This window comes from Chryseobacterium manosquense (assembly GCF_014623485.1).
In the GTDB taxonomy this organism is placed as follows: Bacteria; Bacteroidota; Bacteroidia; order Flavobacteriales; family Weeksellaceae; genus Kaistella; species Kaistella haifensis.
Window position 1 is genome coordinate 1237223 of record NZ_CP060203.1, and the last position, 18571, is coordinate 1255793.

Consider the following 18571-nt stretch of genomic DNA (forward strand, 5'->3'; position numbering starts at 1 on the left):
GATAACTCAATCGAAAAGTTTATTTTAAACGCTTTTAACTACACAAAAGAAAAGCATAAAAAACATTTCAGAGAATATCCTAAACTTGATAAAAGGAAACTATTGTCATTGAGGCACATTTTAAGCCCTTTGATTTCCGATAAGAACAAATTTAACTCCGTTGATACTTTGTCTTGGCTAGGCGTTCAAAATCTTGAAATTTTGGAGAGCCTATATAAGAATCAAAGAATAATGATTGAAGGTCCTCCCGGCAGTGGAAAAACAACATTAGCAAAAGCATTTATCGATAAACAAGTAAATAAAAGAGGAATATATCTTTGCTGGAACAACCTTTTAATGCATTATACAAAAGGTATTCTAAAAGAGAGAAACCCAAATAATGAAATTGAAATTACTACGTTCTTTAGATTTTTTCAAAATTTAAATAGACACATTTCCAATGAACAACTTGTAAATTATACTGAAGAAGAATTTTACAATTTGGTAAAAGAGACGCTTAATAAATTTGACTCATCAGATTCATTATCGTCTTATGACTATATTGTGATTGACGAAGCACAAGATTTTTTTGACAGAGGTGCAGATTTATTCATTAACCAGCTTTCAGGATTTAATAAAAACGGGCTTCATAATGGGAATTCACTTATTTTATACGACATAGATCAGAGTTACTCAATGTCAGGGCGTAATGTATCTGAAATAGCAGATATTCTTTCTTCATATTATTCTCACTTTAAATTAAATGAAACAAAAAGGAGTTCACAAAATCCTTGTATTAGAAAATTAGCAAGTTGCGTTATAGAAACCCCAGAAGTGTTAGAGTCAACTAATTTTGAAGAAGAGTTTCCTGAAATAAGTGTTGTAAAACACAAATCTTTGCGAGATTTAAAAAAACATCTTCTAAATAATGCACTCAATCCAATTCGAGATTCACATAATTCTTTAAAAGGGCAAGATTGCATCCTTTTGTTTGAATCGAAAATTTTCAGCGGAAAAAAAATGAATTATGAGGATGTTCTTTATGAATTAACTATCAAAGACATTGAAGAATTAACACCAGAAAACATTGTAGACACTGCAAATAAATTAAGATATACATCCATTCTTAAGTATAAGGGGCTTGAAAAGAAGAACGTATTTCTCGTAATTAGTAACCCATCTGAATTGAATAAATATGAAATTTTTGTGGGTGTAACAAGAGCAATTTTAAATTTGGAAATTAACATCGTTTATGAATGAAATTTATTGATTCCCATATAAAAAAACATTTGACAAATTTCATAAACTCATCGGAAAATAATTTTGATGAAATATTTGCTTTGCTTCCCACAGAAAACAAGGAAATATATATTGAATTGTTGAAGTATGTGAACAGACTTCTCGATGAAAATGATAAAATTCAACAAGATGATTTTGTATTTTTCCACATTCATTTTGAGCAGGATTTAGATGATGAATTTGTAAATATTTTATCACAGTTTCTTGTATTGAAGTATCATTTGATGTCGCTCCAAGATTCTACAAAACTTGAGGACGACTTTAACGAAATTCTTTTGTCTAAAAGGAATGAAATTAGGCAGAAAATAATAAGATTAAGTCGTGCTCCTGACGATGCCAGTGGTGCGAGAGGTAATCGTATTTATAAAAGATGGTTAAAAGAGAAAAAATATTGTGAAATGCTTTCAAGTTTTTATAACTCTTTTGATGAAAAAACTGTTATTGAACCAATAAATTTATTTAACACCAAACTTTCCACTGCAAAAATTTTGCTGGAAAATTTTGCTGAATTCCCATATTTAACCGATTTAGAAAATGAAAATAATGATTTGACATTCAATAGATGTAATCCAAATTTATCATTGCATCAAGTTGATAAATTACATTCTAATTTTATTGATAATTGCGAAAAAATATTTTTAATTGATTGTGAAAGAAAGAAAAATTTGAAAACATTTTCTTTCAACGAATTAAAAAGTTGGAAAAAGGAAAATGGCTTACCTATAAAACAGATGGTTTTGTTTTCTTTTGGTAAATCGAAAATTAATATCGAGAATATTCGGACGAAACTGAAGCGCTTAAAAGACATTTTTAAGATTCCCGAAAGTTCAACTTACGTTGTTCTAAATTCGGAGATAAATAAACTGCTAAGGGTATCTAATAACCATTTCAGGAAAATTTCTTTTTTTGGAGCGGATGAAAATGTATTTTGGGATACACTTCAGTTAGAATGCAGTATAAGAGATTTGTATGAATTAAAATCGAATAAATTACTTAATATCTATGGCTTATGCATTAATGAAGAAATTAAAGATTTTATCATTGACGATTTGTTTTCTGAACACGAGTACTCAAAATTGATTTCTGCGGAAACCAAGTTTCAGATAATGGAAATGACAGAAAAGGATTTAAAAGAGTTTAAAGAGACTTTTGTTAATTTTCTTGATTCCCTTATTGATATGAAGTTCGCAGATATTATTAATAATCATTTAAATACAAAGAAAACACTCATATTGCCAAACCTATTTGTAGAGAACGAATATTTAAGTAAACTTTTATTGCATGATTTAAAAAGTGAAAATATTCAGGGTATTGTTACTTGGAAATCAGTGCAGTCTTGTAACGTTCAAAATTTTTTAATTCTTTCTTTTCAAGATCAGGGTAAAAGACCTTTCTATTTTTATCCTAATTTACTCGAATTCTATATTAATCATCATTTTTACGCTCGTGGCGCCTTCGTAAAATTTTTATGGCTCAATCAATTCAACTGGTCAAAATATAATCTTGCAAACGATTTTAGAAAAATAATTGAACACCCAATTCGTAACACGTATTTCGATATTGTTCAACTAAAGAAACAAATTTCTAGTATAAAACCTGAAAAAACAATTTCAATAGATTGGGAGTTCGAATCTAGATATTCTCATAATTTAAACAGAAGTGTTATAAAAGTCAAATTTCAGAAAATTTCCAGGAGCAAAACCTATCCCTATAGTAGTTTATTTATTGTAAGAGCAAATGAAAATAGCGAATTGCGTGTTTTATCAGGAGATGAACTTCAGAATTATGATTTGAATGAGGAAATTATTGAAGTACAGTCACTAGATGATATTTTAGAAGAAACAAATATTTTTGAAAAATTTGCAGAGACCAAAAATTTAGAAGAAGAACTAAAAATCATAAGAAAAAAATTTGACGTCCACGAATCTGAAACAGGTCGTCTATGGAAGATTCTTCTTAAAAGAAAGTGTATTAAAAGTAGCGAGTCTGATATTTATAAAGAATTGACTGCGTTTTTGGACTCCAAAGGTTCAAAAATGGTATCCTTTAAACATTTTGACGAATCTTGGACAAATCCGGAAAGTGAAGCATTTGCGCCATTGAGTAAAAAAGCATTTCTTGGTGTTTGTGAATATTTAGATTTGGGCACCCCATATTATATAATTATTCAAAGATTGAGGAATTCTTCAAAGCAAGCAACAAGGCAAAGCACACATCAAATGACATTATTGCTTTGTGATTTATTTAACGATGGATGTTTTGATGATTTAACAAAAACTACGGAAGTTCTACGTAATAGATTGTCGAAATATCAGCAAACACACAGTCTACAGGATATAGGAATAGACCAAGACAACCTTCTTGTAAATCTTAAGTCTTTGGTAGATATAGTAAATGATGAAATTAAATTAAAAATAATATCCAAAATAGAAATAGTAAGCAATGAGTAAGGTATTAGAAAAGAGAAATTCATTAGAAAGATTTATTCGTGAACAAACATTCGGCCCCGGCATTAGCGGATACCGTTATGTGGATTTGACAGATGAAGATTTATTACAAAATAAAATCATTGGTAATATTCCTCTTGAAAACGACAAGGAAATTATTGATATTGTACCTGCAGCGGTTTATAGTACAGGAGTTTTGTTTCCGATAGATAATTCTTCGTCTATTAAAGAAGGACTTGCACTGGATAATAATGAAGTTATTGAAGAAGATGAAGAAGGGGGTAAGGATTCTCAAGAAAATTTAGAAGAGGAATCTGATTTAGTAAATGGCGTTGAGATAAATCAAATGTATCCTAGCAATGTTGCTATTACCTGTTGTTTAGATAGTAGCATTTTAAAAAAAAATAAAATTGAATTTGACATTAATTTTAGATATTACAAAAAACTGCAATCTGATAAAGGAGGAGAATTCAATAAAAGATATGGGGTTTTATGTGAATGTAATGTCACTAAAATTAGAGATTTTATTACGAAGCATACATTTACTGATTTTGTGTTGAGCGAGCACTTTGGGAGGCATTATTTGACTTTAAATAAAATGTCAGCAGATAACTTGGTTGTTACAAGGAAAAGATTGATTGATATCCAAAAGAGTTATGCCCAAGAGTTATACAAGCAAACAAAAGTTCTTATTAATCTTGAAAAGATTACAGAACAAAGTGCGTATCTAAGTAATCTGAAATCTTCTATTTATTACGAATTAAAGAAATCAGTAATCGATGTAGAATTAAGAAAAAAATTGTACATCATTACACAGGAAATTGAGCAAATTGAGAGCATTGGCGATCATTTCAAAAACCTTTTTGATGTTTACTCTGGCGGTTATGGTTTATGGCAATCGGAAACGATTCAAAAGAAAATTGTTGTTGAAAATCTGATTTTAGACAAAAAGAAGAAAGTTCTACTACACAATAAACCAGAAACATATAAAGAAAAGATATCTGTTCTCCATGCAGACGGTACAATTACAAATTCACTTAAAAATATTTTTTTAGTTAATTTGGATGAAAAAGGTGAAGACTTTGCCTCTCTTTCCTTAAACCTTCAATTCACAAAAGACTCAAGGAAAGAGTCGGATAATATTTTTTTTAAGATTCAATTACTTAACACCAGTAAACCTGTAGAAAAGGATCCAAAAGGAAAAAGATATTACTCAACATTTAACGAGAAGGTTAATGAAAAGGCCTTTTTTGGAGTAAGAATAAGATTTCAGAATGACTATTTAAGGCCTTACAGTAACGCAAATTATATTTTAAAAGATGGTGTGTTTGACGAAGATACTACCACAAAATTTATTTACAATCAGTTCAAAGATTTTGGTATTGGTCACGGATGTTCTGTGATTTGGAATGAAAAAGAAAGATTTATAGAATCCGAGTATTTACCAACTTCAGAAACACCTGATGTTGATCCAATCCCGAGAAATAAAGAAATTGATGCTGTTTTACAAGGTGAAACATATAATGCACCTGTTTTTTTGTCAAATGCCAATGCTCAATCTTTTAAATGGCTTTCACAATTTTCAGATGCAACTAACAATGATGTACTAAAAAGTCTAAACGAATTTGTCGATTCTTATGGGAAATGGATTGACATAAAGAAAAGCAAATACACAAGTATACCAAAGTTTAGTGATATTGCAACACAGGAGTTAAGTAAATGTGCATCGGATTATTCCAGAATGAAAAATAATATCAGTAATTTCTTAACTGGAATTAATAACGAAGAAAATCTGGAGTCTTTCAGATTGATGAACTCTGCAATGTTTATGCAGTTATGGCATTCGGAAAAAAATAAAAAGAATGAAATTACAGAAGAAATCAAAGGTAATGATTTCAAAGAATTTGATTTTGATTTTTATAAAAATAATGCATCAGATTTTCTTTTTTCACCTACAGAGCCTGCTTCTTGGCGTGCTTTTCAATTGGCGTTTATTCTCTTAAATCTCGACGGAATTTTTCAACTTGAGAATGATGAAAAATGGTTGGCACGAAATGAATTAGTTGATTTGGTTTGGTTCCCAACAGGCGGTGGTAAAACAGAAGCATATTTGGGACTTATCGCATTAACAATAATAAATAGGCGAAAGAAGTTTCAGAGCGAGGGAGGAGGTACTGCTGTCATTATGCGGTATACATTACGATTACTAACTATGCAGCAGTTTCAGCGAGCTTCTTTGGTTATAATGGCACTAGAATTAATGAGAAGATGGGATTTGTATAAATTAGGTGACGAACCTATTACTATTGGTTTATGGGTTGGAGATAATTCTCTTCCAAATAAAACTGAAGATTTAATTACAGAGTTTGAAAAACTGAACCATGAAAAACCTAACAAAATTCCTTTTTCTAAATGTCCTTGGTGTGGTTCAAAATTAATAGGTGGTGAGAATGAAGACGATGATGCTTCAACATCTGTTTTTGATAAAAATAAAGTTCACTTGAAATGTGAAAATCATAACAAATGCAACTTCGGATATTCTAGACCAAGCAGAAAGAAAAAAACACAAGGTTCGTTACCGTTATTATTAAGCGATGAAATAATTTATCAACATCCACCAACACTTCTTTTTGGCACTGTAGACAAATTTGCACAATTAGCACATAAGGTTGATGGAGATCCGGCAAAAAGAAATAAAGACTCAAGGAGACTTTTTGGTAGAGGGAATTGGGAAACAGGAAAGCCAGCAGAAGGTTACTTAGCACCAGATCTTATTATTCAAGATGAGTTACATTTACTTTTGGGTCCTTTAGGTTCTGCTGTTGCTTTATTTGAATCAGCCGTTGATATTTTATCAAAAAATAAATTTAAGCATAGACCTAAAGTTATTTCATCCACAGCAACTACAAGAAACACACAGTTACAAATTGCCGCACTTTTTGATCGGGAAGTTAATTTGTTTCCAAAGCCTGGAGTTGAATGTGATGATTCATTTTTTGCTTTTTACAAAAGGCAGTACTCTGATACTAATAAGAATAATCAGACTTTCATCTCAAAAAGAAAATATATGGGAATTCTACCAACCGGAAGAAGTCAAGTATGGATGCAAATGAGACTTTCTGCAATAGTTATGACTCATCGTGCAATTTTTGAGTTACAACAACTCAATGAAAATTCCCCAATAGAATTTGAAAAATATGATAGGGACACTATTAAAGCAATGGATTATTACCATACTTTAATTTCATATTTTAATAGTTTAAAAGAAGTTGGCAAAACACAGTCACAGGTTCAAAGTTATATCTTAAAAGAAGTTCGGAGAGTTTTTTCGAGGGTTGTTAGACCGTGTAAATTAATGCATAGTTTTTATACATATGGTCCAATTAATGAGGCGGAATTAACAGGAAGGTTATCAGGTGAAGAAGTAAAAACAGAATTGAAAAAAGTCGAAGAATCCTGGGATGCCGCAAAAAGACTTGCTTTTAGTAATGGAGGTGAAACGCTGTGGGGAAAAGTACCACCGGAATTCATTGTTGCAACTAATATGATTTCTGTTGGTATTGATGTTTCAAGATTTAATACAATAATTATGAACTCGATGCCACGAAATACTGCAGAATATATTCAAGCAAGTAGCCGTGTTGGTAGAAATGATTATGGTTTAGTTCTCACTGTTCATCATCCTTTCAGAGCAAGAGACATTTCGCACTATGAAAGATTCATTGAATTTCACGAAAAAATGTATAGTTATGTGGAACCAATATCAATTACACCTTTTACAAAAAAGGCGGTGGATAGATATTTAAGTTTGTTTTTTGCAACTTTGGTCAGACATAGATTAGGCTTTGAAAACCGTAAAGATGCTTCAAAAATTGCAGATTGCACAAGAGAAGATATTACACAGATTCTTAATGAGATTAAAGATTATTTTGAACAAAGAAAATCTAACCTTGCAAATTTTGAAGTCCAAATTCAAAATCTATTAAAAGAACAAAATTTAGACATAATCGTTTCGTGGGTTTCTGAAGCAATAAAAGAATGGGAAAATGCTTACAATTTAGCAGTGGCTGACTCCAAAGAATTTGTTTTCTCAAATAAGAAAAATACGCCGACAACTCAACAAGAACAACTTTATATTGATATTGAAGAATATATCGAAAACATTGAAAGCAAGAAATGGCAAGTTCCAATGTCTTTGCGCGTAATTGAACCAGAAGCTGCAATCAAAATTAACTCATACTAACTATGAAAATTCTGTCCCAATATCAATATAATCAGGGAATTGGTAAATATAAACTTTTGTCATCAACATCAGGAGTTGGATCTATTATTACAACAAAAATCGGTTCCTACGTGCTAATATCCGATATTAACAAATGGAAATTCTTTGACAAGATTAACAAAAAGTTAAAAGTAATTAGAGAAAATAATTCGGATGAAAAAGTAATTTACAAACTTTCTGAAGATGAAGTCAGTTACAGTGGAATCCGGTATATTGATGACAAAAGGTTTATTGATTTTATAAAGGAAGATAAGTCATTAAAAAATTTGATTTGCCTTATTGGAATTCCACAAATGAGTCTCAACGAGGTGTTTAATAGTCCTAATTGGAATAACCATCCAATAAAGAAAACGATAGAAAAAAATGGTGAAGTTGCAATTGCGAGCACGTATATGATAACTGGTACGCTTTTTCCGAAATGGTTTAAAAATAAAAAGGGGCAACTAAAAAAACTAAATGAATGGTATAAAATTTTTGAAGAAGAGTGTAAAAAACAAGATGGTAAGGTAAGAAAGATAAATTTCGCACCTCCTAGAGACGGAAAAGATTATTTGAGAACGATTGAAGTAAAGAACGAAGATGGGACAAAAGTTCAGTTAAGAGAATATCGCGAATTGGATCAGTCAAACTTGATATTAGTTTGTCCAAATGGGCATTTATCTGATATTCCATGGTCAAATTTCTTAAGATGGCGCACCGAAAATTTTCTGAATGGGTCTACTGAAAATGATAATGCCGAAAACCTTTTTAGCACGGATTCATGTGGGCCTTGTTGTGGCAATCCCGATTTAATTTGGACAGAAAACACAACTAAATCTGAAGGATATGGCAGTATTTATATTGAGTGTAAATCGTGTGAATTAGGATCAGGGAAGTCAAAAGAAAAACCCAAAATCAATTTAGAGGGTATTAACGGCATCAAACCCAAATGTCCTGGACATATGCCTTGGCAAAAAACTTTAGAGGAAAATCAACCTATTCCTTATGAAGAATGCTTAAAAGAAAATAGCGCATCCGGTAAGGAAAGGGAAACGATGCAGTTGGCACTTGTTACGGCAAATAATATTTATTATGCCAATGGCTTTTCAAGTATTTACATTCCTCTAAATCTTGCACTAAATAAATCTGAAGAGTTGTTGGAGGCATTAAATCAATTAAATCTGAAATATCAAAAACGTCTGGAGAGAAAAGAAATTTCGAAAGTTGATTTTTGGATATCTTTAGATTTTGAAGACTTTTTGATTGACAATGATTTCAAACCAGAAGATGAAAATAAATTCAAGGAAAGTTTAGAATTAGAGTTTTTGAATGAAACAGGTGGTGAGGAGAATGAAGACAAGCACGAAATCTATAGATTGCAAGAATATAATTGTTTTGTAAATAATTCAAATATAAATGTTCCTGGATTGATGTTCAACGATATTGTTTTACCACCAAAAATATCAGAATATTTTTCAAAAATTTGTCAGGTTGAAGAACTTCGATTAACAAGCATTCAACTAGATTTCACTAGAGTAAAACCCAAAGAAAGAATAGTTATCGACGGCAACATCAGAGAATCTTCAAGTGGACAAAATATTTTCTCTTGTGATAGCAATGAATTGTTTGTATTACCAGCAAACGAAACCTTGGGAGAAGGTATATTTTTAAAATTTAATGATGAAAAAATTGTTGATTGGATTGGAGAAAATACTAATGTATTGAAGGATAGATATGCTAAATATTTTGAAGAATCACCTGATTTGAATTCACAGGGGATTTCTTCAAAAATGAAAATCTTCAATAATCAATATAAACACTTTATAATTCATACTTTTTCACATTTGTTTATGAGAGAATTAGAATTCTCTTGTGGATATCCAACTGCTAGTTTGAAGGAGCGTTTATATATTTCAAACAATGAGAACAATGGTATGTCTGGATTATTAATTTACACAGCAGAAGGTTCTGAAGGTAGTATGGGTGGATTAGTTTCCCAAGCAGAACCCGAAAAAATAATGGAAATCATTATTAAATGTCTTAATAGATCTATAGAATGCTCTTCTGATCCCTTATGTTGGGAATCTGATGGTCAAGGTCTTTTTGATTTGAATTTGGCGTCTTGCTTTTCTTGCTCATTAGTATCAGAAACCGCATGTGAAGAATGGAATTTAGGATTGGACAGAAGATCATTAGTTGATGAAGAATTCGGATTTTTTAAAGAATTACTATGATAAAACAAACTGATAATTTAAAGTTGTGAGGCAGGTTGCAAATTATTATGATGAACGTCATGACGATTTCTGTGTTTACTGTGGTAACACAATAAAAGGTTCCAAAACCAAAGATCACGTTCCTTCAAAAATACTTTTAGATGAGCCGTATCCTGAAAATCTACCAAAAGTTTATTCCTGTAATGAATGTAACCAATGATTTTCTACGAATGAGCTTTATTTTAGTTGCATAATTGAATATTTAATTTGCCAATCAACAGATATTGACAGTTTTCAACGCGGAAAAATTATTGAAAAATTAAGACAAAAGCCCCATATAAGGAAGGAAATTGAAAGTAAGTTATTCATTAAAAAAGATTTACTATTTTATCCTTTTGATGATATAAAATTCTTAACAGTAATTCGGAAACTTTTGCTTGGTCATTTAGCCTTTGAGTTTTCGATACCTACAGTCAACCAATTAGAGACGGTTGAAGTAAAATTAAGAAAAGAAATTTCAGAAGAAGAATTTCAGAAATTTAAAACCGTTCAAAAAATAGAAATTGCACCGGAAGTTGGGAGTCGCGCAATGGGAGCGTTTTTGATGAATAATCTTTATCTTAAAAATGATTGGAAAACGGTTCACAAAGATTTTTATGAATATTTAGTTTATCAAAACGAAGATGAATATTCTGCAAAGATTATTATCAGAAATTTTATTCTAATTAGAGGAGACTGGTCAATTAAAAAGTTTGTACGTAACACCTCTCTGCCACAGCAAGTTACATAATGAGCATGAGGCATTAGTTTCTTTTCAATTTGTTTTTTTTTCTTTTTAATTTCTTTCAGGCCATCCATATAAGATTTCACGCCATAACCAATTCCGAATGAAGGTTATTAATATTGTTTTAGGGCATCTTTCAGTTCATATTCAATTTGGTTTACTAAAACTTCAGGATATTCTACTTTTACAGCCTGTCCGTGCCACATCAATTCCTGTAGAAAATCATCTGTCGGAACCAGTAAGTATTTAAAATATGTCCTGTCATTTTCTTCCTTTAAAAACGTCTGCGAATGATGAAGGGGTAAAGACTTTGCATAATTGCCCTGTTCCAAGGTAAAAGACAGTACAATTTCCATTGGTTGTTTTCCTTCGGTTGATATAATGCCAAAAGAGTTTTCAAATGTTTTCCGCAGATCAAATTTTTGTCTTACAAATGAAGAACTTTTAATATCCAGATTCTGTATACGGTCTAAAGCAAATGTCTTTACCAGAAAATCACTTTTTTTATGTTCGTTTGCAAGCAGATACCAACGGTGCTGAAACTCTTTCAATGCATAAGGTTCTACGATCCGTTCAGAAGTTTCATCTGTCCAGAATTTGTGGTAAGTAAATCCTAATATTTTTCGGTTCTGTATAGCGTGAATAATTCCGTTGAGATGGTTTAAACCCCGTGCTTTTCGCGGTTCGAAAATCATAATGTCCGAGTTGCTTTTGGTCTGTCGATAGGCTTCTATCAAAAGCAAATTATCTAAAACAGATTCTTCGGCGTTGGTCAGTTCCTCTTCAGAAATATAATAAATGTCGCGCGATCGGCTGTAGGAAATTTCAATACCGGTAACTTTCAGAATGGCTTTTTTATCGCGTTGAAAAGTCCGCTCTGTAAATTTTAGTTCGCCCAAATCTTTCTCTTCAAATTTCTTTTCCAGATAGGATTTAATGTCTTGATAACTTGCGCCTTTTTCCTTTTTGCTTCGCAAAATATCCTGAATATATTGCAGGCGGAGCATTTGTTCTTCTTTGGCCATATTATATCTTTATTTAAAAGGTGTTTTATCTGTAAAAAACTGTAGTCTGACTTCCAGTTCAAGCCAAACATCGTCAATATGCATAAAGTCGTCAAAATCTAGTTGGGAATGAAAGACAAGGCAGTGCATCAAATAACCGAAATGCAGGCCTTTAAAAGGGTGATTTTTACTTCCCTTAAATTCATTTCCATTCAAATAAAAAAGGTCACTGGGTAACCCAAAAAGCATATAACTGATTTCTTTTTCGGTAATGATCTCATCTCCGAGCTCTATGTTTTCGGATTTACAGTAATCTTCATCGTAACTGAAAACAGAAACCCGGGGTACAATCTCAAAATCATCAATTAAACCTTCATTTTTTTGTTTTTGCAATAATGGCTCAAGTTGTAAAAGATAATCTTTTGCACGAACTTCTACTTTTCGGACTTTATCATTTAAATTAGAGAATTTATTAAGTTCTTCGGCAGTAATTTGGAGCATTGCTATATCGTTTATTCTAGCAAATATAAATCAGTAAAACGACAAAAAATGTCGTTTTACTAATTATTTGATGTTGTTTGAAGCAAACAAAATAAATAAAATGAAAATAAAAGTGTGAAAAAAAGTAGCATTATAGTTCCAAAAAATCTTAAAAACTTCTTTCTAATTATAATTTTTTCTGTTTCATTATCTTCAGTTACTTCCTCAAAATACCGTTCTCTAATTTTTTTCAGTAATTCCATAAATTAATTTTAAACCGTAAAAATATTAGCAGTATCAGCCAAAAGAAGTCATTCATAAATCTTCTTTCAGCGACTTTATTTGTCTTTTTAATAGGTTATCTTTGTGAAAAATAATTTAATGAGGACACTTGTTGACAACTATATTAATTTTAGCAGGACATTCGTTGAAAATCATAAAGAAGAACTTGCAAATAACAATATCTCAATATTAACAGATTTTTTAGATAATGAATTTTATATACGTGAATTCTATAAAAAGTTTGTAGAACCCAATACACCTAAAATTGTCTTGTGCGGAATTAATCCGGGGAGAAAAGGTGCAGGAAAAACAGGTGTTTCCTTTTTGGATTTTAGATCTTTATCTAAGATTCTTCCTGAATTGAAAAAAGATGATTTTGAAAAATCAGGAAGTTTTATATATAGTGTGATTGAAGAATTTGGCTGTCATAATTTTTATGAAAATATTTATGTTACTAATATTTCGTGTGTTGGATTTCAAAATTCAAATAATAAAAACAATATGAATTACTATCAGGTTAATCCAGATATCCAGCAAATTTTATTTGAAAACTTCATTAATGAAATGAAAACTATTCAGCCTGAAGTAATAATTCCTTTAAGCAAATGGGTTGCGTGGGATTTGAAAAAATTAAATGATGAAGGTCGTCTTAATTTTAACATTGGAGCCAGACTAAATCACCCTGCTTATCGAAATGTGAAAAAGGAGGATTATGTGTCAAGAATTCACTCACTCATAAATTAGATTTAAAATGAAAAAAATCCACCCTTGGGAAGCCAACGATTTGGCAGGAGATTACGAAGAAAGAGGGTTTCATCCTACTAAATGGGAAGAAGTGACCGAATTTGATGAAGAAGGTTATGGTTGGGTTTGCACTGATAATGGGTGGGGTTTTGTTAATCAGGAAGGTTATCTTGTCATTCCGGATGATTATGAAATGATTCAGTATCCATTTTTCGAAAACGGCTATTGTATTGCAAAAAAGGAAGGGAAACTTGGAATTTTTGACCGTAAAAATTATGAGGTTTTTCCATTTATCTACGATCAACTCTTTGGGGATTTATCAGCCAAGAATCCAAAAGTAGTCGTTGCACTTAACGGAAAGTGGGAAATGATGGACATCCACAGAAATACGATTTTACCATTGGAATACGATGATATTTTTAGTTTCAATGATAAATATATTATTGCCTCAAAAAATAACAAATACGGTCTTATCGACTATCAAGAAAACATCATAATAGATTTCAAATGGGACCATCTGGAGTTTGTAGGAGAAAATTACTGCGCGGGAAAAACAGTGGATGTTTTCTTCGATAAAGTACAATTGGAATATGAGGGTATTTATTATTCAGATTATTTTAAACATTTTACAAAAGATTACCAAAAAATTATTTTCGGCATTATTGATATTGAGGGTAATGAACTCTTTCCGTTTATTTCAGATATGGTAATCCGCGAGTTTAACCCGCAAAATGGCAGAGCAAAAATTGCATTGAATTATTGGGAATATCCTGAAACGGATTCCGATGAATTGTGCTTTATTGCAGACCGCAATGGTAATAAAATTCCATTTTCACCACCGTTAACACAGGAGGAAAGAGATAATAATTTTCATTCAAGATGTCAGCAACTGATTTGGGAAAATTAATTCTTTCGAAACTAAATCTGCATCCAGTTTTGTCCTGCATCTACCGATCTGAACCTGCCTTTTGTCGTAGTTGCAAATATCGTCTCACCACGCCTGAAGATATCAATAAATTCCCCAACTTCATTAGAGCCGGGAAATTTTATTTCCCACGAAATCCCTGCATTATAAGAAATTTCAAGGATAAATGGAGTACTTTTAGAAATTTGAATCAGTCTTAAACCAATGGAAACAATTAGGGGCATTTCAATTTTTTTGAAAATTAAATTCCTCAAATATATCCTATGAAGGAGACAAAAGAAGTCTTTCTAATGGTTTTTGTTGAAATTTTTAAGAAGAAATTCAATATTTTCCTTACCAACAGGATTCTGACTGTGAACTTGGAAATTAATTTTATGAATTTGGTTATCCAGGCAGTATTCTACCAAAAACTTGGCACAGTCGAGACCGGTTTTCCCTTCACCCAAATCGTGGTCAAAACTGATGAAGTCAGGAAGCCCATTTTGTGAGATGTAATTTACAAATTCTTTAAAATCATAAACGCGTTCAAAACCTTCCGGTGTTGGTCTTAAATCATCCAAATAAAGTCTTTTTGATTGAATATTTATTGAAAACTCAAAGAGAACAGGTTGATTGACAAGTTGATAATGTTCATTAAGCAAACTGCCGTTAATGAAAGTTGTTTTATCGGTATTCAATATTCCATATCCTTCGTGAATATGACCAAACAAATGATATTTTGGTTTAATCTTTTTGACTTTTTTCAGCAGATTTTCACAGCCAACATTCAGTTGGTCTGCAGTTCGGTCTAAAATACCAAGAGGTGGACCGTGTGTTACCAAAATATCGGTATCATTTGGAATTTCGTTCCAAACTTGTTGAATATCTTTTCCTCTGTCAAGATTAAACGCCCAGTTAAAAAAAGTTGGAGTGAATGGTGAACCCCAAATTTTTAAACCTTCTATTTCAATAGTAGAATTAAATAAATAGAATGTATTTCCATTTAAAAATCTTGCGATGCTTTTTGTGGTTTCATTTTCAAAGAAAAAATCGTGATTCCCCGCTATAAAAACTTTGTATTTGTAATCTAAAGCGCTGAACCATCTCATAAAATCTTCAACTTCGTGGTCTCTACCCGTTTTAGAAGCATCACCGGCGTGAATCACCATATCTGCTTCCGGCAAATTTTTCAGTTTGCGGTGTTGGGAATGGGTATCGGAAAGGAAGAGGATTTTCATTTTCTTAAGTTAATTTCAAAATTATAAAAAATTCGGTTTAATCATTTTGTGTTTTGCTTTGTAAATTCATTATAGGAGATAAATTTTTTGGCATCTTCAGAAAAGAAAAATCCTTTTTCTGTGTAGGCAATCATCCAGTGTGGACCCGAACCGATATTATGGATATGTCTTTCAAATGAATAAATTTTCTTCCATTCTTTTGTCCTTTTGTTGTACAATAATATTTCCTTAGTATTGGCCTGGTTAATTTTGATGATTTTGTTTTTAAATAAAACTACTTGTCCCATTTTTTTTCTGTAAAATTAATATAGGAAAAAGACAAATTAAGTCTTTTGGTAGAATGTCCTGTTTTGTCTGATTGAACATCTTACTTTGTAAGAAAAAAAATGGAAGATTTTAAAATTGAAGTTTTTAGAGATGAAGAAATTTACTACAGAAAATTGGGTAAGTTACTATACCACGGCTTTTTCATTGTTGAAAAAGATAAAAAATTTGTTATCACTGACGAATTTTTTAATGTTATAACAAAGGGTATGTTTGATGAAATAAAACCTGCTTTCAGAAACCACTTTTGGGGTAGATTGAATGAACATTGGAGGCTTTATAATATGGAAAACCATACCGTTGGCCACTATGCTTTCAAATTTGTAGATACTTTTATTTTAGATTTTGCCAATGTAAGTATCGATGGCACTGCTTTTGGCTTCTGCAATCGCAAAGGAAATTTTGTGATTGAGGCCCAATACGGTGCAGGTGCTTATTTAGGAATGAACTATTTTTTAATTTCAAAAGGAAATGAGTTTGCAGTAATTGATAAAAATGAAAATTTTATTATCCCATTTTCCTGTGGTGATGCTCCAACTTTTTCTGTTGTAATTCAACAGATTTTGAAAAACAAAAAGCCACTGAAAGAGTGGCTTAGACTGTAACTTGTCTTAAAAATTTTATTCCAATTTATTATTAATTTCGAGGAACATTTTTCTAGTTTCTTCGTTTAGATGAGGTTTAAGAATATTTGCTATTGTATCAAACAAATTGGTGTTGTTTGCTTCCCAGGCAAATTCTTCTTCGTCTTTAAACATAAGTTCTTCATTTTGGTTAAAGACCATTACATAGGTTGTGTTATTATGGAATTCATTGTCTATGAAATGAAAATCTGAAATGCTTCCGATTAAATCCTCTTTGATTTTTTCTTTTTGCTCAATGGTAATTCCTTCTTTCCAAATACTTAATCCCTTTTCATATTCATACACAAAGCAGATTCCCCAATTATCAGAAGGATAAATTCTGAAATCACCATAGTTTTGTTGATAAAATTTCCAACCTGAACTTTCTGAAAGAAATTTTAATTTTGCCTTAAAATTTTCGATCCAATTTATTTTCGTCTGCTGTTTTTTTGAAAGTATTTCTTTTAAATCGGTCCACGTTTGTTTGTTTGTAAAATGTTCTTCTAATCCGTTCATAATAGTTTCATGTTTAAAGTTAGTTGCTTCCCAATAATTAATATAATCTGTGATGAATAATGAAATTTTTTGTGAATGTTCGTCAAGATTTTTTAAGCATTCGTACAGCCAATCTCTAAATTCACTTCTAAAGAACCAATTGTCAATTTTAATTGGTACTTTTTTTTCAGGACATTCTTCGTAACCTTTTTCAGGCTTACATAAAGAATGCTCTTCATAATATTTGTTTTCGTGGGGCGAAAGGTAAATGATTCTGTTGATAGTCTTATCTCGTGATTTTATACAGTCTCGATTGTGGAATAGATAAATATGGTCATGCCAATACCTGTAAAGTTGATTACTTTGGTCTTCTGCCCAGTTTGATTTGTTCTCTATAATTATTGTTTTTCTTATTGGGTAGGTGGACTGTATTAGCACATCTGCGTTTCCTTTTTCTGCATAAACTTTCCAGTGGTCATCTTCATAGTTTTTTAATTCTAACCTTTCCAGAAACAAATTGAGAAACAATTTACCCTGCCCATGTGGTGCATCAGGATTAAGTAAAAAAGCAATAATTCTGCTGTGTTTAGTTTCACCAAGTCCAAAAATCTCGCTCATAAAGTCAAACACATTGAAGTCTTTAGCTTCAGTTTTCTGGTTTTCCTCATAACATTTAATGATTTCCTGATAGTGCTGTATAAGATGATCAATTTCCATGAAATAATTTTTGATAAATTTAGAAATATAATTTTTCTAATGATAATTAACTTCAAGTTCACCGTTAATATGCGTTTGTAATATGTTCTTTAAAGACACGTCGGTTTCACTTTTTAGTTTTTTGCTGAAAAAATCAAATATTTCCTTGATAAATGTTGAAGCCGGATTTACAGGTTCTGCATTTTTAATTTCGATTCGGTCAACAATATAATCTCTAAAAAATTGATTGCTTTTTGCATTAATGTTTACGCGGTATTGTGTTTCAAACTTCAAAATGTCGTTGAAAATTTGATGTAAATTTTGGACAGTTAAACCTCTCTTTTTTATTTCATTGATTAAAGCGGATATAAAAATAAAATGGGTTAAAAAGCAGTAATCATCGAGTGTCATTTGAAAAACACTTTTATTTTCCTGTAAAATAATTCTGCCATAGAAAATTTTCTGATCTTCTCTTTCATTAGCATAATGCAGAACTAAAGAATAATAATGCTCAACGTCATTCCATATTTTTTGTTTGTATTCTGATAAATAAACCGAATTAATTTTATCATAAATAATTTGAATCGTTTTGTCCTTTACCAGTTCATGCAAACTTTGAATTTTTTTTCTGCTCATACTTAAATTTTTCTCAAAAATAATGTCGTATACCGACAGAAGATGACATTTAAAATTTTGAATGTAACCACCGCTCTGCCACAGCAAGTTACATAATCGAAATTATGGTCAAATTGCCGTCGCAAAACGTTGCCCTCCAGTCCGCAGGCTCCCTTACGTGCA

General features: G+C 31.3%; 15 protein-coding genes and 1 pseudogene. 8 read left to right on the forward strand and 8 right to left on the reverse strand.

The window, feature by feature from the left end; all coding sequences use genetic code 11:
- Positions 1–168 precede the first annotated feature (168 nt).
- The 5 genes from H0S70_RS05760 to H0S70_RS05780 all read left to right on the forward strand — a co-directional run bounded on the left by H0S70_RS05760 (position 169) and on the right by H0S70_RS05780 (position 10989).
- Entirely contained in the window at positions 169–1239 is a 1071-nt protein-coding gene (locus tag H0S70_RS05760; RefSeq protein WP_188322018.1) for a DEAD/DEAH box helicase, read from the forward strand.
- The gene (locus H0S70_RS05765; RefSeq protein ID WP_168639487.1) at positions 1236–3728 is read left to right on the forward strand and encodes a hypothetical protein; all 2493 of its coding nucleotides are present in this window, start codon (positions 1236–1238) and stop codon (positions 3726–3728) included. Before H0S70_RS05760 ends, H0S70_RS05765 begins: the two co-directional genes overlap by 4 nt.
- Positions 3721–7968: a helicase-related protein gene (locus H0S70_RS05770; protein WP_188322019.1), complete on the forward strand. Its 4248-nt coding sequence runs from the start codon at positions 3721–3723 to the stop codon at positions 7966–7968. Before H0S70_RS05765 ends, H0S70_RS05770 begins: the two co-directional genes overlap by 8 nt.
- A gap of 2 nt (positions 7969–7970) precedes the next feature.
- A complete protein-coding gene (drmB, locus tag H0S70_RS05775; RefSeq protein ID WP_188322020.1) occupies positions 7971–10220 on the forward strand; it encodes a DUF1998 domain-containing protein in 2250 nt (749 codons plus the stop codon).
- Positions 10221–10632: 412 nt separating this feature from the next.
- Complete coding sequence (locus tag H0S70_RS05780; protein ID WP_188322021.1) at positions 10633–10989, forward strand: hypothetical protein; 357 nt, start codon at positions 10633–10635, stop codon at positions 10987–10989.
- Positions 10990–11096: 107 nt separating this feature from the next.
- Here H0S70_RS05780 and H0S70_RS05785 read toward each other — a convergent pair whose 3' ends face one another.
- Positions 11097–12008: a helix-turn-helix transcriptional regulator gene (locus tag H0S70_RS05785; protein WP_188322022.1), complete on the reverse strand. Its 912-nt coding sequence runs from the start codon at positions 12006–12008 to the stop codon at positions 11097–11099.
- A 9-nt stretch (positions 12009–12017) separates the two neighbouring features.
- Positions 12018–12488, reverse strand: a complete 471-nt coding sequence (locus tag H0S70_RS05790; protein ID WP_188322023.1) for a hypothetical protein — start codon at positions 12486–12488, stop codon at positions 12018–12020.
- A 360-nt stretch (positions 12489–12848) separates the two neighbouring features.
- Between H0S70_RS05790 and H0S70_RS05795 the strand changes: the two genes are divergently transcribed.
- Together H0S70_RS05795 and H0S70_RS05800 are read left to right on the forward strand one after the other, a co-directional pair.
- Positions 12849–13493 (forward strand): uracil-DNA glycosylase family protein, encoded by a 645-nt coding sequence (locus H0S70_RS05795; RefSeq protein WP_188322024.1) that lies wholly within the window; start codon positions 12849–12851, stop codon positions 13491–13493.
- Between the two features lie 7 nt (positions 13494–13500).
- Positions 13501–14400 (forward strand): WG repeat-containing protein, encoded by a 900-nt coding sequence (locus H0S70_RS05800; RefSeq protein WP_188322025.1) that lies wholly within the window; start codon positions 13501–13503, stop codon positions 14398–14400.
- An 11-nt stretch (positions 14401–14411) separates the two neighbouring features.
- On the opposite strand, the gene H0S70_RS05805 is transcribed toward H0S70_RS05800, so the two are convergent.
- The 4 genes and pseudogenes from H0S70_RS05805 to H0S70_RS05820 form a co-directional block, all read right to left on the reverse strand.
- On the reverse strand, positions 14412–14642 hold the full coding sequence (locus H0S70_RS05805) for a beta propeller repeat protein (protein ID WP_188322026.1): 231 nt from the start codon (positions 14640–14642) through the stop codon (positions 14412–14414).
- Between the two features lie 63 nt (positions 14643–14705).
- On the reverse strand, positions 14706–14999 hold the full coding sequence (locus tag H0S70_RS05810; RefSeq protein ID WP_188322194.1) for a cyclic-phosphate processing receiver domain-containing protein: 294 nt from the start codon (positions 14997–14999) through the stop codon (positions 14706–14708).
- 78 nt (positions 15000–15077) lie between these two features.
- A pseudogene (locus H0S70_RS05815) lies at positions 15078–15635 on the reverse strand (metallophosphatase domain-containing protein); the annotation flags it as partial.
- Positions 15636–15676: 41 nt separating this feature from the next.
- Positions 15677–15922, reverse strand: coding sequence for a hypothetical protein (locus H0S70_RS05820; protein ID WP_188322027.1), 246 nt, complete (start codon positions 15920–15922; stop codon positions 15677–15679).
- Between the two features lie 99 nt (positions 15923–16021).
- Between H0S70_RS05820 and H0S70_RS05825 the strand changes: the two genes are divergently transcribed.
- Positions 16022–16564: a WG repeat-containing protein gene (locus tag H0S70_RS05825; protein WP_188322028.1), complete on the forward strand. Its 543-nt coding sequence runs from the start codon at positions 16022–16024 to the stop codon at positions 16562–16564.
- Positions 16565–16579: 15 nt separating this feature from the next.
- Here H0S70_RS05825 and H0S70_RS05830 read toward each other — a convergent pair whose 3' ends face one another.
- Positions 16580–17794 (reverse strand): PD-(D/E)XK nuclease family protein, encoded by a 1215-nt coding sequence (locus tag H0S70_RS05830; protein ID WP_188322029.1) that lies wholly within the window; start codon positions 17792–17794, stop codon positions 16580–16582.
- Positions 17795–17830: 36 nt separating this feature from the next.
- Positions 17831–18409 carry a hypothetical protein gene (locus H0S70_RS05835; RefSeq protein ID WP_188322030.1) on the reverse strand — a complete coding sequence of 193 codons (579 nt, stop codon included), beginning with the start codon at positions 18407–18409 and terminating at the stop codon, positions 17831–17833.
- Positions 18410–18571 lie beyond the last annotated feature (162 nt).

Coding starts and splice junctions, on each gene's coding strand:
- H0S70_RS05765 (WP_168639487.1), top strand. CDS start 1,236: ATGAAATTTATTGATTCCCATATAAAAAAACATTTGACAAATTTCATA.
- H0S70_RS05770 (WP_188322019.1), top strand. CDS start 3,721: ATGAGTAAGGTATTAGAAAAGAGAAATTCATTAGAAAGATTTATTCGT.
- drmB (WP_188322020.1), top strand. CDS start 7,971: ATGAAAATTCTGTCCCAATATCAATATAATCAGGGAATTGGTAAATAT.
- H0S70_RS05785 (WP_188322022.1), bottom strand. CDS start 12,008: ATGGCCAAAGAAGAACAAATGCTCCGCCTGCAATATATTCAGGATATT.
- H0S70_RS05790 (WP_188322023.1), bottom strand. CDS start 12,488: ATGCTCCAAATTACTGCCGAAGAACTTAATAAATTCTCTAATTTAAAT.
- H0S70_RS05795 (WP_188322024.1), top strand. CDS start 12,849: ATGAGGACACTTGTTGACAACTATATTAATTTTAGCAGGACATTCGTT.
- H0S70_RS05800 (WP_188322025.1), top strand. CDS start 13,501: ATGAAAAAAATCCACCCTTGGGAAGCCAACGATTTGGCAGGAGATTAC.
- H0S70_RS05805 (WP_188322026.1), bottom strand. CDS start 14,642: ATGCCCCTAATTGTTTCCATTGGTTTAAGACTGATTCAAATTTCTAAA.
- H0S70_RS05820 (WP_188322027.1), bottom strand. CDS start 15,922: ATGGGACAAGTAGTTTTATTTAAAAACAAAATCATCAAAATTAACCAG.
- H0S70_RS05825 (WP_188322028.1), top strand. CDS start 16,022: ATGGAAGATTTTAAAATTGAAGTTTTTAGAGATGAAGAAATTTACTAC.
- H0S70_RS05830 (WP_188322029.1), bottom strand. CDS start 17,794: ATGGAAATTGATCATCTTATACAGCACTATCAGGAAATCATTAAATGT.
- H0S70_RS05835 (WP_188322030.1), bottom strand. CDS start 18,409: ATGAGCAGAAAAAAAATTCAAAGTTTGCATGAACTGGTAAAGGACAAA.